Raw genomic sequence first — 23,804 nt, 5'->3', positions numbered from 1 at the left:
GTATGCCTCAGGATCTCTATTGCTGGCGCTGCGACATGGTCATTCCCATGCTCGACGAAAAAGAATGGGCGGAGATCATCGAACCGGCGCTGGCACTCGCGACCTCGGACCTCCAACAGCGTCGGGTGACGCACGGGGAAACATTGCCCGAAGCCATGAGGAATGGCTTCGGGGAACGCGCCCTTAAGCTGTATCAAGAATTGACCGGTTTTCATGAGACGAACGTGAACGCCATCCGGCACCACCGCCTATCGTTCTACGGCCCGCCGTGCAAAAAATGCAAGAAGCCTCTTCGCACTCCGGAAGCCAAGCTTTGCGCAGCCTGCGGGACCGAACGAGATTGATGTTTTCGAAACCTGGCGCTGAACGCCGTAAATCTTAGTACGCCGGCAAATGCCGCGGCACCTTCACTTTTAAAAGTTTCACCAACCCCTCATCCATGTATTCGTATTCGTCTGGAATATCGAGGCAGATGATGCGCTTGCCGTTGAGATAGGCGCGGAATTTCTTCGAAATCTTGTTGCGGTGCGTTTGCTCCATCACGAATACCAGATCGGCCCACTGCAGGAGTTCCGGCGTCAGCGGATTGTCAGCGTCGTGATCGAGTCCGGCAGACGCGGTTTCCACGCCGGGCCAATCGGCGAACACCTGTTCCGCCGTCGGGCTGCGCAACCGGTTACGGCTGCAAATGAAAAGAATCTTGCGCACAGTGGACTCGCTTGTCGGCGGCGAGCATCGAGAGACGGATCATTCCGCACAAAAAAGCCCCGCGGCGCGGGGCTTCTTCACTACACCAGCTCGGCCGAAGCCGAAACCGTTACTCCTTGGAAGCGGCCTTCTTCGCCACGACCTTCTTCGCCGGCGCCTTGGTCACCGTCTTGGTGGCGGTCTTCTTCGCTGCCGGGGCCGAAGCCGTGCCCGCGACCTTCTTGGTCGCCGAGGTACGGGCGTTGCCGTAGCTGGAGTTGTAGCGCTTGCCCTTGGCGGTCTTACGGTCGCCCTTGCCCATGTTCGTGCTCCGAAGTTCGTTGGAAACGTGCTGATCAGAAACCGCGAAGTCTAGCACGCAGCCAGCCTTTTACTGCCCGGTGACTGTATCTGGGGAAAAGTCCCCTTAGTAAGGGAGCGCCCAAAGGGGCGGGGATTGGAAGCCGCGCCGCGGGGCCCGAAGTTTGCTCCGCAAACTTTGGAATTGACTCCAATGCAAAGCATTTGGAATCAATGCGCGCAGGTCGCGTCGTGCACATGCCCGTGGTTGAGCCGCAGATTGAGCAGATGGGCCAGCCCGATCAGGGTGCCACCGAAGGTCATCACCGCCGCATGCATGGTGACCGAGCCGTGATGCCAGGGATCGTAGAGAAGGCCGGCCCACAGCGCCGCCAGGCCAAGCAGGAGCACGCCCAGGGCGCGGACCTTGCGGTGCCGGCGATAGCCCCAGACCAAGCTGAAAGCGCCCATCAGTGTGGCGAACAGCACGAAGCTCCGCTCGAATCCATCGCCCAGCCACACCGACAGCCCCAATGACGGGATCGCCGCCAGCGCCAGCGGCAACAAGGCGCAATGCAGCGCGCAGATCAGCGAGCCGGTGGCACCGAAGCGATCGAGCAATGCTTGGAAACGGGAGGACATGACGGATTCGTAATGAATGACTTCCGGCACGGGCCGGCTTTGCTTTTGGTTATGTTATAACATTTTAAACACGCTGTCTCTCCCTCCTCGGAACCCCACTTGATGTCCCGCCCCCTCTCTTCCCCGCTCCGCAATGGCCTGACGCTTGCCCTCGCCGCCATCCTGACGCCCGCCTACGCCGCCGACCTCCCTTCCACGGCGCCGGCTGACGAAGGTGCCTCCCCGCCCAGTGACACGCGGCATGCCCAAGATGCGGCCAAGGGTCGCCACGTCAAGGACCTGGATTCGGTCATCGTCACCGCCAGCCCGCTGCGCGACACCGCCGCCCAGCTGAGCAAGCCGACCGACGTCCTGGCCGGCGAACGCCTCGACGAAAACCGCGCCGCCAGCCTGGGCGAAACCATCTCCAGCATTCCCGGCGTGCAGAGCTCGAACTTCGGCCCCGGCGTCGGCCGGCCGATCCTGCGCGGCCTCGACGGCCCGCGCGTGGAGGTACTCAGCAGCGGCATGTCGACCGAAGACGTGTCCACGGTCAGCCAGGACCATTCACCGGCGGTGGAATCCTTCCTCGCCGATCAGATCGAGGTGCTCAAGGGCCCATCCACCCTGCTCTACGGCACGGGCGCGATCGGCGGCGTGGTCAACGTCGTCGACGGCCGCATTCCCGAAGCGCCGATCGAAGGCGGTTTCAGCGGCCGTGCCGAAGCGCGCTTCTACGGCGGCGACCAGAGCGGCAGCACCGACATGGCGCGCATCGACGGCGGCAACGATCGCTTCGCGTTGCATGCCGACGCCGTATATCGCAACGCCAAGGACTACGACACGCCAGACGGCAAGCAGCCCAATTCCTTCATCGATACCAAAACGGGCTCCGTCGGCGGCTCGCTGCTGGGCGACTGGGGTTTCGTCGGCATGTCCGTTTCGCGCTTCGAAGACGACTACGGCAATCCCGGCGAAGCCGGCGATCTCGCCGCGGGCGAACGCGGCGTGCATCTGCAACTGCGGCAAAACCGCTACGACCTCAAGGGCGGCCTGACCGATCCGTGGGGCGAAGGCAGCGGCCTGCGTTTCAGCTTCAGCCACACCGACTACAAGCACATCGAATTCGAAGGCGACGAACCGGGCACCACGTTCAAGAAAGACGCCAACGAAGGCCGCCTCGAAGCCTCCTACAGCGCCAGCAATGGCTGGAAGGGCGCGGTCGGCCTGCAAGGCAGTGACGGCACGTTCTCCGCAGTGGGCGAGGAATCGTTCGTGCCGAGGACCACGACGCGCGCACTCGGCGTGTTCGGCGTGGCGCGCAAGTCGTGGGATATGGATTCGGGCAAGGAATTCCAGCTCGATCTCGGCGCGCGCGTGGACAAGGTGAAGGCCGAGCCCGACGGTCTGGACAAGCGTGATTTCACGCCGGTCAGCCTGTCGGTCGCCGGCGGTTTCAAGCTCGACGAGAACTGGCGGTTGACGGTCAACCTCGACCACGCAGAACGCGCGCCCGCCGAGGAAGAACTGTTCGCCGACGGCCCGCATCTGGCCACGCTCGCCTATGAAATCGGCAATCCCGATCTCGACAAGGAGGCCGCGAACCAGATCGAATTCGGCCTGCAATACAAGTCGGACTTCGTCGACGCGAAGGTGTCGGCCTACTACAACCGCTTCAAGGACTTCATCTATCTCGTCGATACCGGCGAACAGTGGCACTTCGAGGAAGAAGACGAATTCCTGCCGATCCGGCAGTGGTCGCAGCGCGACGCGACGTTCCGCGGTTTCGAGGGTGAAGCCACCTTCCATCTCGCCGACAACGACAATGGCCGGTGGGATCTGCGCACGTTCGGCGACACGGTGCGCGCGACGCTGGCCGATGGCGGCGGCAACGTGCCGCGCATCGCGCCTTCGCGCCTCGGCGCGCAGCTGCGCTGGGAAAACAACGGCTGGCGTGCCTCGCTTGGTGCGACCCGCTACAACAAGCAGGACAAGGTCGCCGCCAACGAAACACCGACCGACGGCTACACCCTGGTCGATGCGCACGCCGCTTATCACTTCGACGGCGGCCGGCTCGCCTGGGAACTGTTCGTCGATGGCAGCAATCTCACCAATCAGGAAGCGCACGTGCATACCTCGTTCCTGAAGGATGTCGTCGCGCTGCCCGGACGCAGTGTCAGCGGAGGTGTTCGCATCTTCTTCTGATCCGGCCACCCGCCCCCCGCCGCGGCAGCTCTTGGACCGAATCTCTCGGCGGTCCTGGAGCTGACCGCGGTTCTTCTTGACGAAATAGGTGCATATACACATAAAATGCGGCCATCGAAGCCGAGACCCGCCGATGACCGCTTCTCCTCCTAGTCACTGCACCTGTTTCTTGCTGCGCCGCACCGCGCGCCAGGTGTCGCAGTTCTACGATCGCGAGCTGGCGCCGCTGGGCCTGAGCCTAAACCAGTATTCGATCCTCAAGCGCGCCTCCAGGGAGCCGAAGGTGCTGGGCGAATTTGCCGAGGAACTGGGCATGGACCGCACCACCCTCACCCGCAATCTGAAGCCGCTGTACGAGGCCGGATGGCTGCGCGAGCGCCGCGCCGAGGACGATGCGCGCCGGCGCGTCATCGAGATCACGCCGGCCGGGCGCAAGCGGATCGATGCGGCGTTACCACACTGGCGCCGCACGCAGAAACGCGTGGAAGCATTGTTCGGCCAGGACGGAATCGAACGCTTGCATCACGACTTGAACGCGCTGCACGAACGCCTGTCGACGGCCGCGGAGCATGCATCGTGAGTGCGCCCACGGGCGTGGGCGCGCACGCGAAGCCCAGCGCGCATTGGGGCCTGCTGGTGGCCGCCAGCGCGATCCTCATGCTCACCATGGGCGCGCGTCAGACCACCGGTCTGTTCGTCGCGCCGATCCACGACAGCAGCGGTCTCGGCATCGCATCGATCAGCTTCGCGCTCGCGGTTGGTCAGTTCGTCTGGGGCGCGGTGCAGCCGGTGTTCGGCGCGATCGCCGATCGCCATGGCCCCGTGCGTGTGGTGTGGGCCGGTACGTTGTTGCTGGCGGTGGGGCTCGCGCTCACGCCGTTCCTGCAGTCGCAATGGGGATTGGTGATCACGCTCGGCGTGCTCACGGCCGCGGGTGCCGGCGCCGGTAGCTTTTCGATCCTGATCGGCGCCACGGCATCGCGTCTGGCGCCGGAGCGGCGCTCGTTCGCGGCCGGGGTGATCAATGCCGGCGGCTCACTCGGACAGTTCGTGTTCGCGCCGCTGGTGCAATTCGGTATCACGGCGGCAGGCTGGGCGATGACGATGTTCGGTCTCGCCGCGTCCTCGCTGCTGGCGTTACCACTGGCGTGGTCGCTGCGTCGCAAGCCATCGCAAGCGGCGGTGAATGCTCCGGCCGGTCCGGCTGCGACTCCAGAAGCCGGGCACGAGCTTTCCTTGCGCGCGCAATTGCGCATCGCACTACGTGATCGCAGCTATTGGTGCCTGCACATCGGCTTCTTCACCTGCGGTGTGCACATCGCCTTCCTGGTCACGCACCTGCCGGGTGAAGTCGCGCTGTGCGGATTGCCGGCCAGCGTATCGGCGGCCGCGCTCATGCTGATCGGCGCGTTCAACATCGCCGGCAGTTTGATCGTCGGCTATCTGGGGCAGCACTACCGCATGAAGTGGTTGCTGGCCGCGATGTACGGCAGCCGCGCGCTGATGATCGCGCTGTATCTGATCTCGCCGCCGACGCCGATGACGTTCTACATTTTCGCCGCGGCGCTCGGATTCACGTGGCTCGCGACCGTGCCGCCGACGGCCGGGCTGGTCGGCAAGCTGTTCGGGCCGCGTCATCTCGGCACGCTGTTTGGCCTCACCTTGCTCTCGCACCAGATCGGCGGTTTCTTCGGCGCCTGGCTCGGTGGCGTGGCGCTGGAAACCTTCGGCGACTACACGTGGATGTGGTACGCGGACATGGCGCTGGCGTTGCTAGCGGCCATGGCGAATCTGCCGATTCGCGAGCAATCGCCGCGATTGCGGATTGCTACTGCGTGAGGGATTCGCGCCGGCTTCAGCCGGCGCAGCGCGCGCACAATCCGTGCACTTCCAGCGTCTGCGCCTGCGGTCGGAAGCCAAGCGACTTCGCGCGCTCTTCCAACTGCGCGACCACATCCAGGTCTTCCAGCTCCACCGCCGAATGACAGTTGTCGCAGATCAGGAACGGCACCGAATGCTGCGCGGTGTTCGGATGGTGGCAGGCGACGAACGCGTTGACCGATTCGAGCTTGTGGATGAAGCCGTTGGCGAGCAGGAAATCGAGCGCGCGATACACCGTCGGCGGCGCTGCCGCGCCGGCGCCTTCGCCATCGTCGTTGTTTCCCACCCGGATCAGTTCGAGCAGGTCATAGGCCTTGATCGGCTGACCGGCGTCGGCGACCAGGCCGAGCACGCGCGCGCGGATCGGCGTTAGCCGCAAGCCGCGTTCGTGGCAGGCGCGCTCCACCGCCGCCACGAAGCCGTGGGCGTCGTGGACGTGGTGCCTGGGATCGATGCAAGCGGGTTCAGCCATATCTGGATGATGGCGGCGATGGCGTGCGAACTCAAGCCGCGCCCGAGTGCGGGAGCACGCCGAAAGCCCGCGAAAAACCGGTTCCGGATCAATCCGCGGCGGCGGGAATCCGCTGCAAGGCGGCATCGATGCGCTTCAGCGCCTCGCCCTGCCCCGCCAGGTAAACAGTATGTGAAATATCCGGGCTCACCTGGGTGCCGGTGATCGCCACGCGCAGCGGCTGCGCGATCTTGCCCATGCCGATGCCGAGCGCTTCGGCGGTCGCGTGCAGCGCCTCGCTCACCGTCTCGGCGCTCCAGGTGCCCAGCTGGGCCAGACGCTGACGCGCCTCGGCCAGCGGCATGCCGGCGGCGGGCGTCAGATGCTTGGCCACGGCGGCATCGTCGTACTCCTCGAGCGGGTGATACCAGACCGCGGCGCGCGCGGCCATCTCCTTAAGCGTCTGCACGCGATCGCGCAAGGCGATCACGACATCGGCGGGCGCCGGCCCCTTGGCGAGGTCATAACCGGCCTCGCGCAGATGCCATTCCAGATGCTTCGCCACCGCGGCCGGATCGTCGCTCTTCAGGTATTGCTGGTTGAGCCAGCCGAGCTTGGCCGGATCGAGCCGCGATGCCTTCGCGTTCACGTCCTTCAAGTCGAACAGGCGTGTCATCTCCTCGATCGAGAAGATCTCCTGATCGCCATGCGACCAGCCCAGGCGCACGAGATAGTTCAACAGCGCATGCGGCAGATAGCCTTCGTCGCGATACTGCATCACGTCGGCCGCGCCGGTGCGCTTGGAGAGCTTGGCGCCCTCGGGGTCGAGAATCATCGGCAGGTGCGCGAAATGCGGCACTGACGCAGGCACGCCGCTTTGAATCAGCGCCTGGTAGATGTTGATCTGCCGCGGCGTGTTATTGACGTGGTCGTCACCGCGCACGACGTCGGTGATCCGCATGTCGAGATCGTCGACCACCACGGCGAAGTTGTAAGTCGGGTAGCCGTCGGAACGGAAGATCACCAGATCGTCGAGCTCGCTGTTGCTGATCTCGATGCGGCCCTTGACCTTGTCCTCCCAGGCGACGCTGCCCTCGAGCGGATTCTTGAAGCGAATGACGCGGTTCGGATCGTCACGATGCGCCTCATCGAAGCCGGCCTCATTGCGATCACGATAGGCGCCGTTGTAGCGCGGCTTCTCGCCCTTCGCCATTGCCGCCTCGCGCATCGCCTCCAGCTCTTCCTTGGTCTCGTAGGCGTAGTAGGCGTGCCCAGCGGCGACCATCTGCTCGGCGACCTCTCGATAGCGCGCCAGCCGTTGCGTCTGGTAGATCGGGCCCTCGTCGTAGTCGAGGCCGAGCCAGTCCATCGCTTGCAGGATCGCGTCGATCGCCGCCTGCGTGCTGCGCTCGCGATCGGTGTCCTCGATGCGCAGGATGAACTGCCCGCCCCGCCGCCGCGCTTCCAGCCAGCAGTAGAGCGCGGTGCGTGCGCCGCCGATGTGCAGGTATCCGGTGGGGCTGGGGGCGAAGCGGGTGCGGCAGGTCATTTCGAATCGAGGTGGCGACTGGAAGCGCGATTTTACCGGAGCAGCCGGTGGGAAAGCTTAGAATCGCCCGATGACCACGCTTTTCATCTCCGATCTGCACCTCGATCCGGCGCGTCCCGAGGTTACCCGGCTGTTCGGCGAGTTCGTCGACAACGAGGCCCGCCAGGCCGAGGCGCTGTACATCCTCGGCGACCTGTTCGAGGCCTGGGTCGGCGACGACGATCCGTCCGAGACCGGTGCCTTCGTCGCCGAGAAGCTCAAGGCCCTGGCCGAAAGCGGCGTGCCGGTGTTCTTCATGCACGGCAATCGCGATTTCCTCGTCGGCGAGGACTATGCGCGCCGCGCAGGCATGACGCTGCTCGCCGATCCGACACTGATCGACCTCTACGGCAAGCCCGTCCTGCTGATGCACGGCGATCTGCTGTGCACCGACGACACCGCCTATCAGCAGTTCCGCGCGATGACGCGCAATCCCGCCTGGCAGCAGCAGTTCCTGTCGCAGCCGCTCACCGCGCGCCTGGCCTTCGCGCAACAGGCGCGTGCCGCCAGCCAGGCGCGCCAGGGTGAACTGCGCGAGGCCGGCACGATGGAAACCATTACCGACGTATCGCCGCAGACCGTGGACGAGACCTTCGCGCGCTACGACATCGACACGATCATCCACGGACATACGCATCGTCCTGCGATCCATCGCGAGCCTGCCCCTGCGAAGGCCGGGCACGCGCGCACGCGCATCGTGCTCGGTGACTGGTATGAGCAAGGCTCGGTGCTGCGCGTCGACGCCGATGGGGTGGAGCTCGCCAAGCTGTAGCGCCTCTCCCACGAACGGAAGAAAGGTTAGTCAGTGAGCTGCTGCAGGGCGCGCAGTTCGTCTTCGCCGAACCCGGCGGCAGTGCGCGCTTCGACGTTGAACGGGCCGTGCAGCACGGCGCGCGCATACTCCGCGAGCAATTCACGGAATTTCGGCTCGGGCCGCACACCCTCGCGCTCGCAATGCCAGCGGAACCAGCGGCTGCCGGCGGCGACGTGCGCGATTTCCTCGCGCAGGATCACTTCGAGGATGTCGGCGGTGGCATCGTCACCCAGCGCGCGCAGCTTCACAATCATGCCGGGCGTGACGTCGAGCCCGCGTGCCTCCAGCACGCGCGGCACCAGTGCCATCCGTGCCAAGCCGTCATGTGCGGTTTTTTCGGCCATTTCCCACAATCCGTTGTGCGCATCGAAATCGCCGTAGTCGTGGCCGAACTGTCGCAGCCGTTCACGCAGCATGACGAAATGGCGGGCCTCGTCGTTCGCCACACTCACCCAGTCGGCGTAGTACTGCGGCGGCATATCGCGGAAACGATAGACGGCATCCCAGGCAAGATCGATGGCGTTGAATTCGATATGCGCGATGGAGTGGATGAAAGCGGCACGACCTTCCGACGTGCCGAAGCCGCGCTTGGGCAGATCGCGCGGATGCACCAGCAAAGGTCTTTCCGGCCGCCCTGGCATGCGGATCGATTCGGGTGGCGCTGCGGCAACGTCGAGATGAAGTTCGCCGCGACCGTAAGCCTCTGCGGCGGCGAATGTTCGAGCGACTTTGTCTTCCGGAGCGGCTGCCGCCAGGCACTCACTCGCGGCTTGCTGGAGACTCGCCATTTCCCGGCCCCGAAGTTGCTTTCTCCGCCGCCACCCTCGCATTCGCTTCGTCGAGTCGCTTGCGCATTTCCTGTTCGCAAGGATTGTTCTTGTCGTGAAATTCGCAGCGCATGCGGTTGGCGCAGACCGCCTCGAAAATCGCGGCCTGTCCGGCATGCTCAGGCCAGGGCGTGATCGCCATTTGCACACCGGCGCCGCGCGAGGCATCGTCCAACGTGTTTCCCGCACCGGTCATTCGCAGCTGCCGCGTGCGGCATTGCACGGCGTAGGCCGCGTACGGGTGCGAAAGCGAGCCCTGCGAATGGATTGATCGCGCCAGGTATATCTTCACGATATCCGGCCCGAGGCGTGTGGCACCGAGCACTTCGGGGCCGCCATGGACAGGAAAGAAATTTCCATCGGTGTAGGCGTAGGTGGGCGGGGACAACACCACGCTGCCGGCGGGGTCCCCCTGCACTACGCGCGAATCGTCAAGCTTCGTGACCGGCGATGCAGCCTCGCCTCCATTGCGATGGCATGCGGCGAGCGCCGCCACGGCCAACGCGACGGCGATCGGCTTGCGGAAGCCCCGCTTCACGAGGCCAAGCGCCGCTTCTTCTTCGCCTCGTCGGAACGCAGCTGCTGCAGGCGCTCGAAATAGCCCGTCTCGATCCCGGTGACGTATTCGCCACTGAAGCAGGAACTGTCGAACTTGCGCCCGACAAACTTCGGGCCGGCGACGGCGGCCTCGAGATCGGCCAGATCCTGATAGATCAACCAGTCGCAGCCGAGAAACTGCTGGATTTCCTGCTCGGTGCGGCCATGCGCGATCAGCTCGTCCGCCGACGGCATGTCGATGCCGTAGATGTTCGGATAGCGTACCGGTGGCGCGGCGGAGGCGAGATACACCTTGCGCGCGCCGGCATCACGCGCCATCTGCACGATCTGCTTGGACGTGGTGCCGCGCACGATCGAATCGTCGACCAGCAGCACGACGCGGTTGCGGAATTCCAGTGGAATCGGATTGAGCTTGCGCTTCACCGACTTCGCGCGCTCGCCCTGCCCGGGCATGATGAAGGTTCGGCCGACGTAGCGGTTCTTGATGAACCCTTCGCGGTATTTCACGTTGAGCGTGTTGGCGATTTCCAGCGCGGAATCGCGCGAGGTGTCGGGGATCGGAATCACCACGTCGATGTCATGATCGGGACGCTGGCGCAGGATCTTCTCGCCCAGCGTCACGCCCATGCGCATGCGCGCCTTGTGCACCGAGATCTCCTCGATCATCGAGTCCGGGCGCGCGAAATACACGTATTCGAAGATGCACGGCGCGTGCTGCTGCGGCTCGGCGCACATCTGCGTGTGCAGCTCGCCGCGCGCGGTGATCACGATGCCTTCGCCGGGCTGCACATCGCGCAGGCGTTCGAAGCCGAGGATATCCAGCGCCACCGACTCCGAGGCGATCGCATATTCGGTGCCGGCATCGGTGATCCTGCGGCCGAGCACCAGCGGACGGATGCCGTAGGGATCGCGGAACCCGATCAGGCCGAGGCCGAGCACGGTGGCGACCACGGCATAGCCGCCCTTGGCGCGGCGGTTGACGCCCTCGATCGCCTTGAACGCGGCGGCCGGCGTCAACGCATGCTGCCGGTCGAGTTCGTGCGCGAACACGTTGAGCAGCACTTCCGAATCGGACTCGGTATTGATATTGCGGCGATCCTCCTCGAACACCTCGCGGCGCAGCGCGTCGGTGTTGATCAGGTTGCCGTTGTGCGCGAGCGCGATGCCGTAGGGCGAGTTGACGTAGAAAGGCTGGGCCTCGTCGCTGCCCTCGCTGCCGGCGGTGGGATAGCGGCAATGGCCGATGCCGACGCGCCCTTCCAGCAGGTGCATCGCCTTCGCGTCGAAGACGTCGCGCACCAGGCCGTTGCCCTTGTGCACGCGCAGCTGCGCGCCGTTGGCGGTGGCGATGCCTGCCGCGTCCTGCCCGCGATGCTGCAACACGGTCAGGCCGTCATACAGCGCTGCCGCGACCTCGGTGGTTCCAACGATGCCGACGATGCCGCACATAAGTTTGATCTGCCTGGAATGAAACGTTGACTACGGTGACGAGCGATCCGTGCGCTTATGGATGCGGGCGGACCATCCCGTCCGCTCCGGTTTTCGTCTTGATCTGCGCCTTGAGGCGGTCGGCGTCGGCGCGGTTCACGACCGGGCCGGCGAGCACGCGGGTCAGCGAGCCCTTGTCGGTCTTGACCGTTTCGACGAAGGCGCTGAAACCGGCGGCGCGCAGTTCGTCGCGCTTCTTGTTCGCCTGATCGGCGCTGCTGAAGGCGCCGAGCTGCACGGCGAAGCCGACCGACGATGCGCCGGAGGGCTTCGGCGCGGGTGCGGGCGTCGGCTTGACCGGCTCGGGCTTGGTAGGTTCAGGCTTGGTTGGAGCAACGGGCTTGGTCGAGGCGACCGGCTTCGCCGGTTCCGGCGGCAGCGGCTGTGGTTTGGCCGGAGTCGGCTCGGGCTTGGCCGGCGTGGGCTTCGATGCACTCGCCGTGGCGGGCGTCGCGGCATCGGCCGCGTCCAGCGCCACCACGCGCGAGGTCGACTGCTTGCCGATTTCGTTGACGCGCAGGCGTGCCGTTTCGGCATCGGCGCGGGTCGCATACGGGCCCACGCGCACGCGCCAGACGGACTTGCCGTTCATGGTGGTGGTCTCGCGATAGGCGGGCAGCTGCGCGGCGCGCAGGCGCGACACGACGGTGTCGGCGCTGACGCTGCTGGCATAGGCGCCGAAGTGCACCGCGTAGTCGCCCCCCGCCGCGCTCGGGGGCAGCATCGGCTCCGGCTTGGCCAGGTCGGCGGCATCCGGCGAGGGTTCGGGCTGGCTGGCGGCAGGTCCCGCGGTCGTGGTGTCGACGGTGGGCAGCGTGTCGCCGCCGTTGCTCGAAGCATCGGGGGCCGGCATCCCGGTTGCTCCGTTGGCCGGGGCCTCTTCGGGCGCCACCAGCGGCAGATCGCGGGTCTGCATCTCGCCCTGCGGCGCTTCCGGGGTCTTGAGCGGAACGTCGGAAACCCCGCTGTCGGGCGCCGGGCCCTTGACCAGCATCGGCAGGAAGATCACCGCAAGCGCGACCAGCACGGCCGCACCGATCAGGCGCTGTTTGAGTTGGGATTCCATCGAGACTCGCGGAAGCGGACGGGCCTGCAAATTATACCCGCGTGGGTGAGGCGGGGTCCGCGCGCGCCACGGACCATGATCGCCCGCGGTACCTCGCGTACAGACGCCGTACATGCCGACTTTCACGAGAGTCCGCCACGCCCTCGCACCGAAAGCTCGCACTGAAAGCTAGGGTGATCCCCAGTACCGGCCGCGACCACGCACACCTAGACTTGCGGTCATCGAAACCGGCAATGAGAGACCGGCATGTTCGTCGATGGTCGCGCTCCCTATGTTCCGCCACCGCCGCCCCCTCCGCCGCCGCCAACCCCGCCGGAGTTGACGAAAGCCGACCCGGCCGCCGCCAACGCGGCCATCGAGCAGATGACGCCGGTGCAGGCGACGCAGCTGAAGTCGGATGTCGAGCAGATGCCGATCGGCGACCGCACCGACTTCGTCAACGATCTGGCGACCAAGCTGGAAGCGCCGCAGCTGGTCAAAATCGAAGGCGTGTTCGGCCAGGAAACCGTCGCCAACGCCGTGGAGACGCGCAGTCCGCCCGCCGTCCGCGACGAATACGCCGCGCTGTCCACCGGCAAGCCAACCGATACGCCCCCCACCAACGGCACCACTCAGACCACCGAACGCATCGGCGCCAACTCCGTCACCTGGACCAACGACAGCCAGGGCCGCCCGATCCACGTCGAGGCCGACCTGAGCGAGGTCTTCGACGGCATCGACCGCAGTTCCGCCGAGACGGACGCGCAGCGCGACGCCGCCGATCGCGGTATCGAGGGCGACCAGGGCGGCCATGTCATCGGCCACCGCTTCGTCAAGGACCAGGGGCTGAAGAACCTGTTCCCGCAGAACGGCAACTTCAACGTCAGCGCCTACAAGACGCTGGAGAACGAATGGGCCGACTGGATCGACAGCGGCAAGGAAGTGCGCATCACGGTCGATCTGACGCCGGCCAACGTCGATCGCCCCGACAAGGTGCGCGTGTCCTACGAGGTCGTCGATCCGGCCGATGGCAGCGTCGTGTACGATCAGCGCGTTACATTCCGCAACGAGGCCGATCAGACGTTCGATCGCGTGCCTCGCGGCGACATGGACAAGTACTGATCGTTTCCGAGGTGCCGCAACGTGGATAAGGACGCTTTGATCGTCGAGATCGGCCGGTTGATCGTCGCCGACGCCAAGGTGGCCGCGCAGCCCTGGGATCGATACGCACTGGTGGCGTGGTACGGCGATGGTGTTTCGAAGCTCAACGGCTTCCGCTATGTCGGCGAGGAAGCCGGACAACCCGCGACGCCCGCGGCCCCCGAGCTCGAAGATCGCCTCGACGAGCTGCGCGACGCCACCCAGGTCGACGGCAAGGCGCCGTGGCATGCCTGCGTGTTCAGGCTCGATCGCGGGACCGGCAAGGCCACGGTCGATTTCGAATACGAAAATCCCGAGCGCTGGCACGTGACGCCGGCGACGGCGGCCGAGATCGCGCAGCGCGCGCGTCCCTGATCGCGCGAAGTCTCTCAGTTCGTCATTCCCGCGAAGGCGGGAATCCAAGGACTTTCGTCAAGATCGCGATGACCGGACCGAACGTCCTTGGATTCCCGCCTTCGCGGGAATGACGAAAAAAGCTGTCTATTGCAAAACCGAAAGCGCCGCGGCGACGGTGAAGAAGGAGCCAAACACGAGGATGCGATCTCCCTCGCGTGCCTGCGCGCGCGCGGCCGCGAGCGCGGTCGCGACGTCGGCATGCCGCTCGGCTTCCGATGCCGCGGTGCCGGTGAGCCGCTCGGCGAATGCCTCGACATCGAGCCCGCGCGGCCCGGCCTCTTCCAATCCTGCGATGTACCAGCCCGCGATGCCTTCCCGCAGCGCGTTCACCACACCGACGATGTCCTTGTCCGCGAGCGCCGCATAGACAGCGAAGGTGCGCCCCGCGGTGGCATCCGCGCGCAACCACGCGGCGAGTTCACGCGCCGCCTGCGGGTTGTGGCCGACGTCGACCACGATCTCGACGCCGTCGCGCTCGAATCTCTGCAACCGCCCCGGCAGGCTCGCATTCGCCACGCCCTCGACGAGCGCCGCGTCCGGAATCTCCACATCCAGCGCGCGCAACGCGGCAATGGCGGTCGCGGCATTGCGCAGCTGCGCGGGCGCCACCAGCTTCGGCAGCGGCAACGCCACCTCGTAGCCCACTTCGCGCCATTGCCAGCTGGCATCGTCGATGCGTTCGAAGAAGAAGTCGTTGTTCGCCCGCCACGTCGAAGCACCGATCGCGTAGGCATGGCCGAGCACGCTCGATGGCGGATCGTCCTCGCCCAACACCAACGGTTTCCAGGCGCGGGCGATGCCGGCCTTCTCGAAGCCGATCTTCTCGCGATCGTCGCCGAGATAGTCCTGGTGATCGAGATCGACCGTGGTGATCACCGCGACGTCGGCGTCGACGATGTTCACCGCATCGAGGCGGCCGCCGAGTCCGACTTCGAGGATCGCAAGATCGAGAGCGGCGCGCTGGAACAGCCACAGCGCCGCGAGCGTGCCGTATTCGAAATAGGTCAGCGGCGTGTCCGCGCGTGCCGCCTCCACGGCTTCGAATGCCGTGACTAGCGCTGCATCGTCGGCATCACGGCCATCGATGCGCACGCGCTCGTTGTAGCGCAGCAGATGTGGCGAGGTGTAGGCACCCGTTTTCCATCCGGCCGCGCGCGCGATCGCTTCGGTGAACGTCACCGTCGAGCCCTTGCCGTTGGTGCCGCCGACCATGATCACGTGCCTCGCCGGCTTGCCCAGCGACAAGCGCCCGGCTACTTCACGCACACGTTCCAGCCCCATCGCGATGGTCTTCGGATGCTGACGCTCGATGTAGGCCAGCCAATCACTCAGCGATTTCATAGAGAGTGCGTTATGCCTTTTGCGGTGCGTGCGTGGCTCTGTGGGGTGGTACGAGGCTAGGCGCGTACCGCCGCCAAGGCCGGCTGCCTTGGCAAGGTGCGCAACAACGCATCGTGCCGCCCCACAGGGCCACGTGCGTGCCGCAAAGGGCATAACACACTCTCATTTACAGAGCGCGGTGCACCGCTTCGCCGAAGAACAACGTGTGATGCGAGCAATCGTTGAGACGCACCACGTCGAGATGATCCACGTCCGCGCCCTCGAGCAGGTTCAGCGTGGTCGGCGCTTGGCGGAATGTCCACAGCTTCGAGAACGGGATGCCGAGCACATGGCACAGGAGAACGCGGTTGACGGCGTCATGCGCCACCAGCAGCAATGTGTCCGCGGGCTGCAGGCCTTCGCTCGCGCGCACGAGCGCGGGCCAGGCGCGATCGAATACCTGTTGCAGCGACTCGCCCTCCGGCATCTGCACGCTGTCCGGCGTGTCACGCCAGGCCTGCAGGCGCTGCGGATCGCGCTCGCGGATTTGACTGGCCAGCAAGCCTTCCCAGGTGCCGTGCGCGATCTCCATCAAACCCGGATCGGTGGTCAGCATCGGCACCCGCGAAGCACCCAGCGCCAGCTCCGCCGTGCGCCGCGCGCGCGATAGGGGCGAGGCGACGGCGCGATCGATCTTCACATCGAACAAACGCTCGCCCAATGCAGTGGCCTGGGCCTCACCGATCGCCGACAGCGGAATGTCCTCCTGTCCCTGGTAGCGGCCTTCGGCGTTCCAAGGCGTTTCACCGTGACGGGCTAGCAGGATTTTCATGCGCGGGACGAAGACTGATGGTGGGCGCGGCAGGTTATCAGACCTGCCTCACATTTGGTGCGCCGCATCGTGCATATGCTCCGTCGTCGGGCGAATCTCTCGATTCGTTCCAAGGGGGGACTCCAGCACGGACGCACCAAGTTCAATCCACTCGACCAGGAGAATCTTGATGCGAAAAGCACCTCTGGCCCTGCTGCTGGCCCTGGCATCCGCCACCGCCGCAGGTACCGCCCTCGCCGTCGCCGCGGCGGGCCCGGATGGGCCCGGGCAGATCTACGACTACTACGACGATACCGGCCAGCACGTCGGCCATTTCGCCATCGATTGCGACGGCAACATCGACAAGTGGGGCCATGGCACCAGCCACTACGAGGTCGGCTACTACATCTGCGACCCCGATCCGCGCTGACCACACTCGCGTCGGATGACCGGCGCATGCGCCATCGCGCGCATGCATCGTCCAACTTCAAAAAGAGAGAGAACAACATGCGCAATCCCCTCATCCTGGCCTTGGGCCTGGCTGCCTCGCTCGTCGCCACTGTCGCCCTCGCCCGTCCACCGGGGCCCAACGAAATCGGCGAGTTCTACTTCTACTTCGATGCGAACGGCGAAATCGTCGGCTCCGCGTCGATGGACTGCGATGGCAACCTCTTCGAGGAAGGCATCCGCACCAACTCGTACAGCAGCGGCCACGCGGTCTGCAATCCGGACTGATAGGCAGCCCATGAACCACATCGCGGCCGGGGCATTTCTCCGGCCGCAGTCAACAGGCCTTCATCGGAGCAAACACATGCGAACCGCAATTGTTCTGAGCATTAGCCTCGCCGCCGCGTTTGCCGCCGGCAGTACCTCGGCCGTCGCGCCCGATCTCGGGCTCGGCGAATTTGTTTACTACCTCGACGCTACCGGCAATGTCGTCGGCTACCGCGCCATCCATTGCGACGGCACGCCGGAATCCTGGGGATTCATTACCAAACGCAGCGAAGGCGGCGTTTTCCTCTGCGAACCCGACGTCTGACGGTCATCGCGACCGATCGTCCCCCATCGTTACTTACTTGAACAAACATCAGGAGTTTTCCAATGCGCAAGAAACTCGTCCTCGCCCTCGGCCTGAGCGCCGCCCTCGTTGCCGGTATCGCCCTCGCCCGCCCGAACAACGGCGACATGGGCGTCTATCTCGATGACAACGGCAACGTCGTCGGCACCTGGGTGATGAGCTGCGACGGTGTCTTCAGCTATTCCGGCACGCGCACCTCGTCCTCGGTCACCAACGGTCATCTGGTCTGCAATCCGCGCTAAACACGACGCAGGAGACATCGCATGCGTATGAAACTCGCTCTGAGCCTCGGTCTCGTGGCAGCTTTCGTCACGACGACCGCCCTGGCCATTCTTTATCCGACGCGACCGGGTCAATACGTGAGCTATTACAACGCCGACACCGAATTGATCGGCCAGGCGTGGTGGTCTTGCGGCGCCTCGACGCCCAAGGAGTGGGGCGAAATCACCGGCCGCCCCGTGATGAGTTCGATCAATTGCCCACCTCCGGTGGAATAAGCGGCGATTGATCGATATCCGAAGCGATGGCGGAACACCTCCGCCATCGCTTTCTTTCCGGAAGAAACCGGCGACGGATCGAATCCAGTCGCCGGTTCAAAAGCGTCGACACTGTCGTCGACATGGACAGAAAAGGAGTTTGAACATGCTCAAGAAGAAGTTCGCACTCGGCCTTGTGCTGGCCGCGATCGCCATGACCGCGGCTGCGGCGAAACTCCCTCCCCCGCGCCAGATCTACGGCTACTACCAGGATGGCGTGCAGGTCGGCTGGGCCGTCAACGACTGCCAGGGGAACATCACCGTGCACGGCGTGACCACAGGTGATGTCCGGCTCCTCGGCGAAGTCGACTGCAGCCAGTAGGCAGGTCGCACCGACACATCAGGAACGAAGCGGCGGCGGGAAGACTACCGCCGCTTTTTCTTCGCGGGCTTGCCTGCCGGAGTCTGGCTCGGCGCGATGTTCATCTCACGCAGCAACTGCGGCGCCGGATAAACCTCCTGCATGATCCATCGCACGTAACGGCCATCGACCGAGATCATCCGCGTCATCGCCGGATCGAACACCCAGTTCGACACCACCGCTTCCCAGTTCATGTCGAACGCAAGTCCGACCAATCGTCCCTGCCCGTCGAGCACCGGCGAACCGGAATTGCCGCCGGTGATGTCGAGATCGGAAAGGAAATTCACGGGAAGCGTGCCCAGCGCACGATCGGCGAGCTTGCCGTAGCGCTTCGCGGCGATGGCATCCAGCAACGGCTTGGGCGCATCGAACGGCGCCTTGCCCGTGTTCTTCGCCGCCACCTGCTCCGCCGTCGTGAACGGCAGCTGCGCCGCGCCGCTGAGCTTCGTGTACGGCTTGACGTTTCCGAAGGTGATGCGCAGCGACGAATTGGCGTCGGGATACACCGCCTCGCCCTTGCTCTTGCGGTAATCGGCGACCGCCTGCAGATACACGGGCCGCGCGATCAGATCGTCACCGGCGCGCGTCTTGCGCACGCGCTCCTGCTCCAGCAGCGTCGGCATCATCGCGACCGCGTACTGGATCGCCGGATCCTTGCTGCTTTCGAACGTCTTGCTGTCGGCGGTGAACCACTTCGTGCGCTCGGCGGAATCGCCGAGCCTGGTCTTCGCCAGTTTGCTGACTGCGCGCGTGATCGCCTTTTCGTTGCTTCCGCCCAGCCACTTGTCCACCGGCTCCAGGCGCTGTTGTTTGGTCAGGTCGATGTATTGCGTCAGCCAATAGCGCTGCAATCCGCTGTCCATGCTGGCCACGTAGCGGCGGTCCATCTGCTTGAGCGCCCCCTCGATCGTGAGCAGATCGCGCTCCTGATAACCCACCTCGCGCTCGGCATCCGGCTTGGCGCGTTCGAGGCTGAGGCGATACAGCGTGATCGCCGTGCCGATGGCGCCGGTATTGTTGAACTGGCCGAGGATCGCATCGCGATCGCGCGTCGCCTTGGCCTCGTTCGCCAGCGCCACCAGGCGATCATGCGCTTCCAAGGCCGGTTTCCCGGCATCGCCCTGGCCGCGCAGCCAGTCGAGCACCGCGTTCTCCTCGCTGTGCTTGCGCGCGGAGGCGCCGATGCGCTTGAAGCCTTCGATCTGTCCGTCGTAATTCTTGGACACGTTCTCCCAACTGCGCACGGTGTTGGCATATTTCACGGCGATGTCGGGCTGCTTGGCGCCCTCCGCCTGGACCAGCGCGATCACCTGCTTGAGGTGACGCGAGATCGTCGGATACGACCAGTCGGCGGTGTTGTCGAACTCGTCGGCCAGCGCATAACGGTTGGTGACACCCGGATAGCCTGCGACCATGACGAAATCGCCGGCCGCGAGCGGCTTGTCGGCGAACTTCAGCCAATGCTTGGGCTGATACGGCACGTTGTCGGCGGCGAACGCGGCAGGTTTTCCATCCTTGCCGACGTAGGCGCGATAGAACGAGAAATCACCCGTGTGCCGCGGCCACATCCAGTTGTCGATCTCGCCGCCGTAGTTGCCGATGCTACCGGGCGGCGCATAGACCAGGCGCACGTCGCGAATCTCGAGATTCTTGAACAGGCGATACACGTTGCCGCCGGAAAAGCTGTAGAGCTTGCAGCGATAACCGCCCCCCTTCTCGCAGGCGCCGATCAGCTGCTTCTCGATGTTGTCCTGCGCCTCGGTCCGCGCCAGCGCGTCGGGGGCCGCCGCGATCGCCGCCTTCACTTGCGCGGTCACGTCCTGGATCGAATCGAGCACGTAGATGCGCGCATTGGGGCCGGCACTGAGCTCGTCACTACGATTGGCGGCGTTGAAGCCGCTCACCATCAGATTCTTCTCGGGCGTCGAATTGAGCTGGATCGCGCCGTAGGCGCAATGGTGATTGGTCACCACCAATCCCTGCGGCGAAACGAAACTGGCCGTGCAGCCACCCAGCGAGACCACCGCGCCGACCGGATCACCGGTCAGATCGGCGAGCTGCTTCGGATCGAGCTTCAATCCGGCTTGTTGCAGCGCCGGCGCGATGTCCGGCAACTGTTGCGGCACCCACATGCCTTCATTGGCGCTCGCCGTCGTCGTCAGTAGCAGCGCGCTGGCCAGCCCCAAATGAAACATACGCATAAGCACGGATTTCCTTTTTGACCGAAAACCGGACCATAGACACAGGCCCCCGATCACGGCAACTGCCGGCGGTCATGAATGGCACCCTCGCCGCGCCAACGATGCGGCGCGATGCCGCGTGGAGGCGCGGCGGTACAATGGCGGCTTCTTTCCGACCCCGCTGGCCCACCATGTCGCAGACCGCCCTGCCATCGACACCCTCGCAGCTCCCTTCCAGCATGAAAGCGCTGGTCAAACGCGAGGCGGCCAAAGGCATCTGGATGGAAGAGGTACCGGTGCCCTCGCCCGGCCCCAACGAAGTGCTGATCCGGCTCGAGAAAACCGCGATCTGCGGCACCGACCTGCACATCTATCTGTGGGACGAGTGGAGCCAGCGCACGATCAAGCCCGGCCTCGTCATCGGTCATGAATTCGTCGGCCGCGTCGTCCAGATCGGTCCCGGCGTCAGCGGCTACGCGATCGGCCAGCGCGTGTCGGCCGAAGGCCACATCGTCTGCGGTCATTGCCGCAACTGCCGCGCCGGCAAGCAGCACCTGTGCCCGAACACCGTCGGCATCGGCGTGACCCGCAACGGCGCCTTCGCCGAATACATCGTGATGCCGTCCAGCAACCTGTGGCCGATTCCGGACCAGATCCCGAGCGAACTGGCCGCCTTCTTCGATCCCTACGGCAACGCCGCGCATTGCGCGCTGGAGTTCGACGTGGTCGGCGAGGACGTCCTGATCACTGGCGCCGGCCCGATCGGCGTGATGGCCGCGGGCATCTGCAAATACATCGGCGCGCGCAACGTGGTGGTCACCGACGTCAACGACTATCGCCTCAAGCTCGCCGCCGACATGGGCGCCACGCGCGTGGTCAACGTCTCCAATCAGTCGCTGAAGGACGTGATGAGCGACCTGCACATGGAAGGCTTCGACGTGGGCCTGGAGATGAGCGGCAATCCGCGCGCCTTCGGCGACATGCTCGACTGCATGTACCACGGCGGCAAGATCGCCCTGCTCGGCATCCTGCCCAAGGGCGCGGGCGTGGATTGGGACAAGATCATCTTCAAGGGCCTCACGCTGCACGGCATCTACGGACGCCGCATGTACGAGACCTGGTACAAGATGACGCAACTGGTGCTGTCCGGCTTCCCGCTCGGCAAGGTGCTCACCCACCAACTGCCGGTGGACGAATTCCAGAAAGGCTTCGATCTGATGGAATCGGGCAAGGCCGGCAAGGTGGTCCTGAGCTGGAACTGACGGAGGCTTCGCGATGGCGACGTCCGGCGACAATCGACTCGATGACGATTTTGATGGAATGGCGCGCGAGGCACTGATCGCGGAGGTCCGCAAACTGCGACACGGCATCCGCGCGCATCGCGACAGCACCGGACACGCGCTGTGCTGGCACCATCCGGACCTGTGGACGTTGCTGCCCGAACGCACCGATCCGGCACCCGTCGTGCCGAGCTGGCCCGAATTCCTGCGCGGCTGCATCCGTTATCGCCAATCGCTCGATCGGCAGCTACCGGATGCGCCGCGCAACAACGAGCCCTATACGGGCTGACACACATCATTCCGCATCCGCGGCCGCAGACGAGTTTTCCATGTCATTGACGCAGCGCTACGCCGACACTCTCGAAGAAATCCGCGAACAGGGCCTGTTCAAGTCCGAACGCATCATCACCAGCCCGCAATCGGCCGAGATCACCCTCGCCGACGGCCGCAAGGTGCTGAACTTCTGCGCCAACAACTATCTGGGCCTGGCCGACCACCCCGACATCATCCAGGCCGCCAAGGACGCGCTCGACACGCACGGCTTCGGCATGGCCTCGGTGCGCTTCATCTGCGGCACCCAAGATCTGCACAAGCAGCTCGAGAAGACCATCGCCGATTTCTTCGGCACCGAGGACACCATCCTCTACGCCGCCTGCTTCGACGCCAACGGCGGCCTCTACGAGCCGCTGTTGGGCGAGGAAGACGCGATCATCTCCGACGCTCTCAATCACGCCTCGATCATCGACGGCATCCGTTTGTGCAAGGCCAAGCGCTTCCGCTACGCCAACTGCGACATGGCCGACCTGGAAGCGCAGCTGCAGGCCGCCGACACCGCCGGCGCGCGCACCAAGCTGATCTCCACCGATGGCGTGTTCTCGATGGACGGCTTCATCGCCCCGCTCGACGAGATCACCGCGCTGGCGAAGAAGTACAACGCACTGGTCCACATCGACGAATGCCATGCCACCGGCTTCCTCGGCAAGACCGGCCGCGGCTCGGCCGAAGTGAAAGGCGTGCTGGACAAGATCGACATCTTCACCGGCACGCTCGGCAAGGCGATGGGGGGCGCGCTCGGCGGCTTCACCACCGCGAAGAAGGAAGTGATCGAGCTGCTGCGCCAGCGCTCGCGGCCGTACCTGTTCTCCAATTCACTGCCGCCGCATGTGGTCGCGGCCGGCATCAAGGCCTTCGAGATGCTCGACGCCGCCGGCGATCTGCGCGAGCAATTGGCAGAAAACACCGCCTATTTCCGCGAGAAAATGGCCACCGCTGGTTTCGATGTCAAACCCGGCACGCATCCGATCAGCCCGGTGATGCTCTACGACGCCCCGCTGGCGCAGAAATTCGCCGCGCGGCTGCTGGAAGAAGGCATCTATGCCATCGGCTTCTTCTTCCCGGTGGTGCCGAAGGGACAGGCACGCATCCGCACGCAGATGAGCGCCGCGCATACCCGTGAGCATCTTGATCGCGCCATCGACGCCTTCACCCGCATCGGTCGCGAGCTGGGCGTGATCAAAGGCTGAGCGCCGCCGTGAAAAAGGAAAGGCCGCAGCCGCGGCCTTCCTTGGTCCACGTGACGATACGGATTACTGCGCCGCGAGCATCGCCTGCTCGAGTTGTAGCATGCTCATGTTGAGCTCGATCCGCTTCATCTCGGCCTGAACCAGCAACTGCTGCGAAGTCGGCGACTGCACCAGCATCGACATGTACGTGTCGAGGACAGTGGCGTTCAGGCTGGCGACGCTGTTGTATTGGATCGCTATCTCCTGCTTGTTGCAGTCGTTGCACTGCCCCTCGTGCAGGGTATCCACGTTCTCGGCGCGGAGATTCAGCAGATCCATCGAGATCATCGTCGCCTGCAGGCGTGCAGACAGGAAATACTGCTGCGCGTTCTGTACCTGGCCGATCTGGGCATACAGCTTGCCCTGCTGGTAATACATGTCGAACTGCTGGTAGTCGAGCTTGGCGAGCTGCAGGATCTGCCCTGCAATCGCCGGATCGGCCGATGCCGCCTGGCTGCACAGCATCGCCGCGGCGAGCAGCACGGCCTTGGCGCCGGCACGAAAACCGCGGCACTTGCGGGTTGGGATTGTTTGAGACGTCATGTCTTCCTCCGTGAATGTTCTATGGTGGTTTTTTACCGCATCCGCATGCCCCCTCATGCGGTATCGAGCACTGCCACGGACAATCAATGGATGCCGTGCGCCGCGACAGGC

General features: G+C 64.8%; 29 protein-coding genes. 16 read left to right on the top strand and 13 right to left on the bottom strand.

Going from position 1 to position 23,804, the window contains the following annotated elements:
* Nucleotides 1-35 precede the first annotated feature (35 nt).
* A complete protein-coding gene (locus LG367_RS13095) occupies nt 36-344 on the top strand; it encodes a hypothetical protein (protein ID WP_226469706.1) in 309 nt (102 codons plus the stop codon).
* A gap of 34 nt (nt 345-378) precedes the next feature.
* Here the strand turns inward: LG367_RS13095 and LG367_RS13090 are convergent, their stop codons facing one another.
* From LG367_RS13090 to LG367_RS13080, 3 genes are all read right to left on the bottom strand, one after another.
* Nucleotides 379-708 carry a low molecular weight protein tyrosine phosphatase family protein gene (locus LG367_RS13090; protein WP_425490969.1) on the bottom strand — a complete coding sequence of 110 codons (330 nt, stop codon included), beginning with the start codon at nt 706-708 and terminating at the stop codon, nt 379-381.
* Nucleotides 709-817: 109 nt separating this feature from the next.
* Nucleotides 818-1,066, bottom strand: coding sequence for a 30S ribosomal protein THX (locus tag LG367_RS13085; RefSeq protein ID WP_226469705.1), 249 nt, complete (start codon nt 1,064-1,066; stop codon nt 818-820).
* Between the two features lie 152 nt (nt 1,067-1,218).
* Entirely contained in the window at nt 1,219-1,629 is a 411-nt protein-coding gene (locus LG367_RS13080) for a MerC domain-containing protein (protein ID WP_226469704.1), read from the bottom strand.
* Nucleotides 1,630-1,731: 102 nt separating this feature from the next.
* Here LG367_RS13080 and LG367_RS13075 point away from each other — a divergent pair, with 102 nt between their 5' ends.
* From LG367_RS13075 to LG367_RS13065, 3 genes are all read left to right on the top strand, one after another.
* The gene (locus tag LG367_RS13075) at nt 1,732-3,813 is read left to right on the top strand and encodes a TonB-dependent receptor (RefSeq protein ID WP_226469703.1); all 2,082 of its coding nucleotides are present in this window, start codon (nt 1,732-1,734) and stop codon (nt 3,811-3,813) included.
* A 133-nt stretch (nt 3,814-3,946) separates the two neighbouring features.
* A complete protein-coding gene (locus LG367_RS13070) occupies nt 3,947-4,393 on the top strand; it encodes a MarR family winged helix-turn-helix transcriptional regulator (protein ID WP_226469702.1) in 447 nt (148 codons plus the stop codon).
* A 77-nt stretch (nt 4,394-4,470) separates the two neighbouring features.
* A complete protein-coding gene (locus tag LG367_RS13065; protein WP_264179921.1) occupies nt 4,471-5,652 on the top strand; it encodes an MFS transporter in 1,182 nt (393 codons plus the stop codon).
* A 16-nt stretch (nt 5,653-5,668) separates the two neighbouring features.
* Here the strand turns inward: LG367_RS13065 and LG367_RS13060 are convergent, their stop codons facing one another.
* Together LG367_RS13060 and gltX are read right to left on the bottom strand one after the other, a co-directional pair.
* The gene (locus LG367_RS13060; protein WP_226469700.1) at nt 5,669-6,166 is read right to left on the bottom strand and encodes a transcriptional repressor; all 498 of its coding nucleotides are present in this window, start codon (nt 6,164-6,166) and stop codon (nt 5,669-5,671) included.
* Nucleotides 6,167-6,254: 88 nt separating this feature from the next.
* A complete protein-coding gene (gene gltX / locus LG367_RS13055; RefSeq protein WP_226469699.1) occupies nt 6,255-7,694 on the bottom strand; it encodes a glutamate--tRNA ligase in 1,440 nt (479 codons plus the stop codon).
* A gap of 70 nt (nt 7,695-7,764) precedes the next feature.
* On the opposite strand from gltX, the gene lpxH reads away from it, so the two are divergent.
* Nucleotides 7,765-8,505 carry a UDP-2,3-diacylglucosamine diphosphatase gene (gene lpxH / locus LG367_RS13050; protein ID WP_226469698.1) on the top strand — a complete coding sequence of 247 codons (741 nt, stop codon included), beginning with the start codon at nt 7,765-7,767 and terminating at the stop codon, nt 8,503-8,505.
* Between the two features lie 26 nt (nt 8,506-8,531).
* Here the strand turns inward: lpxH and LG367_RS13045 are convergent, their stop codons facing one another.
* The 4 genes from LG367_RS13045 to LG367_RS13030 are packed head-to-tail and all read right to left on the bottom strand — an operon-like array spanning nt 8,532 to nt 12,486.
* Nucleotides 8,532-9,377 (bottom strand): ferritin-like domain-containing protein, encoded by an 846-nt coding sequence (locus LG367_RS13045; RefSeq protein WP_425490968.1) that lies wholly within the window; start codon nt 9,375-9,377, stop codon nt 8,532-8,534.
* Nucleotides 9,307-9,870 (bottom strand): hypothetical protein, encoded by a 564-nt coding sequence (locus tag LG367_RS13040; RefSeq protein ID WP_226469696.1) that lies wholly within the window; start codon nt 9,868-9,870, stop codon nt 9,307-9,309. The genes LG367_RS13045 and LG367_RS13040 overlap by 71 nt, the downstream gene beginning before the upstream one ends.
* 38 nt (nt 9,871-9,908) lie before the next feature.
* Complete coding sequence (gene purF / locus LG367_RS13035; protein ID WP_226469695.1) at nt 9,909-11,381, bottom strand: amidophosphoribosyltransferase; 1,473 nt, start codon at nt 11,379-11,381, stop codon at nt 9,909-9,911.
* Between the two features lie 55 nt (nt 11,382-11,436).
* On the bottom strand, nt 11,437-12,486 hold the full coding sequence (locus LG367_RS13030) for an SPOR domain-containing protein (protein WP_226469694.1): 1,050 nt from the start codon (nt 12,484-12,486) through the stop codon (nt 11,437-11,439).
* Nucleotides 12,487-12,804: 318 nt separating this feature from the next.
* Between LG367_RS13030 and LG367_RS13025 the strand changes: the two genes are divergently transcribed.
* Nucleotides 12,805-13,587, top strand: coding sequence for a DNA/RNA non-specific endonuclease (locus LG367_RS13025; protein ID WP_226469693.1), 783 nt, complete (start codon nt 12,805-12,807; stop codon nt 13,585-13,587).
* 21 nt (nt 13,588-13,608) lie between these two features.
* Nucleotides 13,609-13,980 (top strand): antitoxin YezG family protein, encoded by a 372-nt coding sequence (locus tag LG367_RS13020; RefSeq protein WP_226469692.1) that lies wholly within the window; start codon nt 13,609-13,611, stop codon nt 13,978-13,980.
* A 126-nt stretch (nt 13,981-14,106) separates the two neighbouring features.
* On the opposite strand, the gene folC is transcribed toward LG367_RS13020, so the two are convergent.
* Together folC and LG367_RS13010 are read right to left on the bottom strand one after the other, a co-directional pair.
* Nucleotides 14,107-15,363, bottom strand: coding sequence for a bifunctional tetrahydrofolate synthase/dihydrofolate synthase (gene folC, locus LG367_RS13015; protein WP_226469691.1), 1,257 nt, complete (start codon nt 15,361-15,363; stop codon nt 14,107-14,109).
* Between the two features lie 166 nt (nt 15,364-15,529).
* Nucleotides 15,530-16,174, bottom strand: a complete 645-nt coding sequence (locus LG367_RS13010; RefSeq protein WP_226469690.1) for a histidine phosphatase family protein — start codon at nt 16,172-16,174, stop codon at nt 15,530-15,532.
* Nucleotides 16,175-16,343: 169 nt separating this feature from the next.
* Here LG367_RS13010 and LG367_RS13005 point away from each other — a divergent pair, with 169 nt between their 5' ends.
* From LG367_RS13005 to LG367_RS12980, 6 genes are all read left to right on the top strand, one after another.
* Entirely contained in the window at nt 16,344-16,583 is a 240-nt protein-coding gene (locus LG367_RS13005; protein WP_226469689.1) for a DUF6289 family protein, read from the top strand.
* A gap of 77 nt (nt 16,584-16,660) precedes the next feature.
* The gene (locus LG367_RS13000; protein ID WP_226469688.1) at nt 16,661-16,888 is read left to right on the top strand and encodes a hypothetical protein; all 228 of its coding nucleotides are present in this window, start codon (nt 16,661-16,663) and stop codon (nt 16,886-16,888) included.
* Nucleotides 16,889-16,898: 10 nt separating this feature from the next.
* Nucleotides 16,899-17,192 carry a DUF6289 family protein gene (locus LG367_RS12995; protein ID WP_226469687.1) on the top strand — a complete coding sequence of 98 codons (294 nt, stop codon included), beginning with the start codon at nt 16,899-16,901 and terminating at the stop codon, nt 17,190-17,192.
* 62 nt (nt 17,193-17,254) lie between these two features.
* The gene (locus LG367_RS12990) at nt 17,255-17,473 is read left to right on the top strand and encodes a DUF6289 family protein (protein ID WP_226469686.1); all 219 of its coding nucleotides are present in this window, start codon (nt 17,255-17,257) and stop codon (nt 17,471-17,473) included.
* A 21-nt stretch (nt 17,474-17,494) separates the two neighbouring features.
* Nucleotides 17,495-17,728 carry a DUF6289 family protein gene (locus tag LG367_RS12985; RefSeq protein ID WP_226469685.1) on the top strand — a complete coding sequence of 78 codons (234 nt, stop codon included), beginning with the start codon at nt 17,495-17,497 and terminating at the stop codon, nt 17,726-17,728.
* Nucleotides 17,729-17,873: 145 nt separating this feature from the next.
* A complete protein-coding gene (locus tag LG367_RS12980; RefSeq protein ID WP_226469684.1) occupies nt 17,874-18,089 on the top strand; it encodes a hypothetical protein in 216 nt (71 codons plus the stop codon).
* 44 nt (nt 18,090-18,133) lie between these two features.
* On the opposite strand, the gene LG367_RS12975 is transcribed toward LG367_RS12980, so the two are convergent.
* On the bottom strand, nt 18,134-20,335 hold the full coding sequence (locus LG367_RS12975; protein WP_425490967.1) for a S46 family peptidase: 2,202 nt from the start codon (nt 20,333-20,335) through the stop codon (nt 18,134-18,136).
* 212 nt (nt 20,336-20,547) lie between these two features.
* On the opposite strand from LG367_RS12975, the gene tdh reads away from it, so the two are divergent.
* From tdh to kbl, 3 genes are read left to right on the top strand one after another with little or no spacing between them, the layout of a single operon-like run.
* Complete coding sequence (gene tdh / locus LG367_RS12970; RefSeq protein WP_226469912.1) at nt 20,548-21,570, top strand: L-threonine 3-dehydrogenase; 1,023 nt, start codon at nt 20,548-20,550, stop codon at nt 21,568-21,570.
* Nucleotides 21,571-21,583: 13 nt separating this feature from the next.
* Complete coding sequence (locus tag LG367_RS12965) at nt 21,584-21,877, top strand: hypothetical protein (RefSeq protein ID WP_226469683.1); 294 nt, start codon at nt 21,584-21,586, stop codon at nt 21,875-21,877.
* Nucleotides 21,878-21,917: 40 nt separating this feature from the next.
* On the top strand, nt 21,918-23,111 hold the full coding sequence (kbl, locus tag LG367_RS12960) for a glycine C-acetyltransferase (RefSeq protein ID WP_226469682.1): 1,194 nt from the start codon (nt 21,918-21,920) through the stop codon (nt 23,109-23,111).
* 63 nt (nt 23,112-23,174) lie between these two features.
* Here kbl and LG367_RS12955 read toward each other — a convergent pair whose 3' ends face one another.
* A complete protein-coding gene (locus tag LG367_RS12955; protein WP_226469681.1) occupies nt 23,175-23,693 on the bottom strand; it encodes a hypothetical protein in 519 nt (172 codons plus the stop codon).
* Nucleotides 23,694-23,804: the final 111 nt, after the last annotated feature.

The organism is Luteimonas panaciterrae, assembly GCF_020511115.1.
GTDB classification, from domain to species: domain Bacteria; phylum Pseudomonadota; class Gammaproteobacteria; order Xanthomonadales; family Xanthomonadaceae; genus Luteimonas; species Luteimonas panaciterrae.
This window is presented reverse-complemented; position numbering and strand designations above follow the sequence as displayed.

Bases quoted from the DNA above. Each gene is read 5' to 3' on its own strand.
- LG367_RS13095 (WP_226469706.1), top strand. From the start codon at position 36: ATGGTCATTCCCATGCTCGACGAAAAAGAATGGGCGGAGATCATCGAA.
- LG367_RS13080 (WP_226469704.1), bottom strand. From the start codon at position 1,629: ATGTCCTCCCGTTTCCAAGCATTGCTCGATCGCTTCGGTGCCACCGGC.
- LG367_RS13075 (WP_226469703.1), top strand. From the start codon at position 1,732: ATGTCCCGCCCCCTCTCTTCCCCGCTCCGCAATGGCCTGACGCTTGCC.
- LG367_RS13070 (WP_226469702.1), top strand. From the start codon at position 3,947: ATGACCGCTTCTCCTCCTAGTCACTGCACCTGTTTCTTGCTGCGCCGC.
- LG367_RS13065 (WP_264179921.1), top strand. From the start codon at position 4,471: ATGCTCACCATGGGCGCGCGTCAGACCACCGGTCTGTTCGTCGCGCCG.
- LG367_RS13060 (WP_226469700.1), bottom strand. From the start codon at position 6,166: ATGGCTGAACCCGCTTGCATCGATCCCAGGCACCACGTCCACGACGCC.
- gltX (WP_226469699.1), bottom strand. From the start codon at position 7,694: ATGACCTGCCGCACCCGCTTCGCCCCCAGCCCCACCGGATACCTGCAC.
- lpxH (WP_226469698.1), top strand. From the start codon at position 7,765: ATGACCACGCTTTTCATCTCCGATCTGCACCTCGATCCGGCGCGTCCC.
- LG367_RS13045 (WP_425490968.1), bottom strand. From the start codon at position 9,377: ATGCGAGGGTGGCGGCGGAGAAAGCAACTTCGGGGCCGGGAAATGGCG.
- purF (WP_226469695.1), bottom strand. From the start codon at position 11,381: ATGTGCGGCATCGTCGGCATCGTTGGAACCACCGAGGTCGCGGCAGCG.
- LG367_RS13030 (WP_226469694.1), bottom strand. From the start codon at position 12,486: ATGGAATCCCAACTCAAACAGCGCCTGATCGGTGCGGCCGTGCTGGTC.
- folC (WP_226469691.1), bottom strand. From the start codon at position 15,363: ATGAAATCGCTGAGTGATTGGCTGGCCTACATCGAGCGTCAGCATCCG.
- LG367_RS13010 (WP_226469690.1), bottom strand. From the start codon at position 16,174: ATGAAAATCCTGCTAGCCCGTCACGGTGAAACGCCTTGGAACGCCGAA.
- LG367_RS13005 (WP_226469689.1), top strand. From the start codon at position 16,344: ATGCGAAAAGCACCTCTGGCCCTGCTGCTGGCCCTGGCATCCGCCACC.
- LG367_RS13000 (WP_226469688.1), top strand. From the start codon at position 16,661: ATGCGCAATCCCCTCATCCTGGCCTTGGGCCTGGCTGCCTCGCTCGTC.
- LG367_RS12995 (WP_226469687.1), top strand. From the start codon at position 16,899: ATGAACCACATCGCGGCCGGGGCATTTCTCCGGCCGCAGTCAACAGGC.
- LG367_RS12990 (WP_226469686.1), top strand. From the start codon at position 17,255: ATGCGCAAGAAACTCGTCCTCGCCCTCGGCCTGAGCGCCGCCCTCGTT.
- LG367_RS12985 (WP_226469685.1), top strand. From the start codon at position 17,495: ATGCGTATGAAACTCGCTCTGAGCCTCGGTCTCGTGGCAGCTTTCGTC.
- LG367_RS12980 (WP_226469684.1), top strand. From the start codon at position 17,874: ATGCTCAAGAAGAAGTTCGCACTCGGCCTTGTGCTGGCCGCGATCGCC.
- tdh (WP_226469912.1), top strand. From the start codon at position 20,548: ATGAAAGCGCTGGTCAAACGCGAGGCGGCCAAAGGCATCTGGATGGAA.
- LG367_RS12965 (WP_226469683.1), top strand. From the start codon at position 21,584: ATGGCGACGTCCGGCGACAATCGACTCGATGACGATTTTGATGGAATG.
- kbl (WP_226469682.1), top strand. From the start codon at position 21,918: ATGTCATTGACGCAGCGCTACGCCGACACTCTCGAAGAAATCCGCGAA.
- LG367_RS12955 (WP_226469681.1), bottom strand. From the start codon at position 23,693: ATGACGTCTCAAACAATCCCAACCCGCAAGTGCCGCGGTTTTCGTGCC.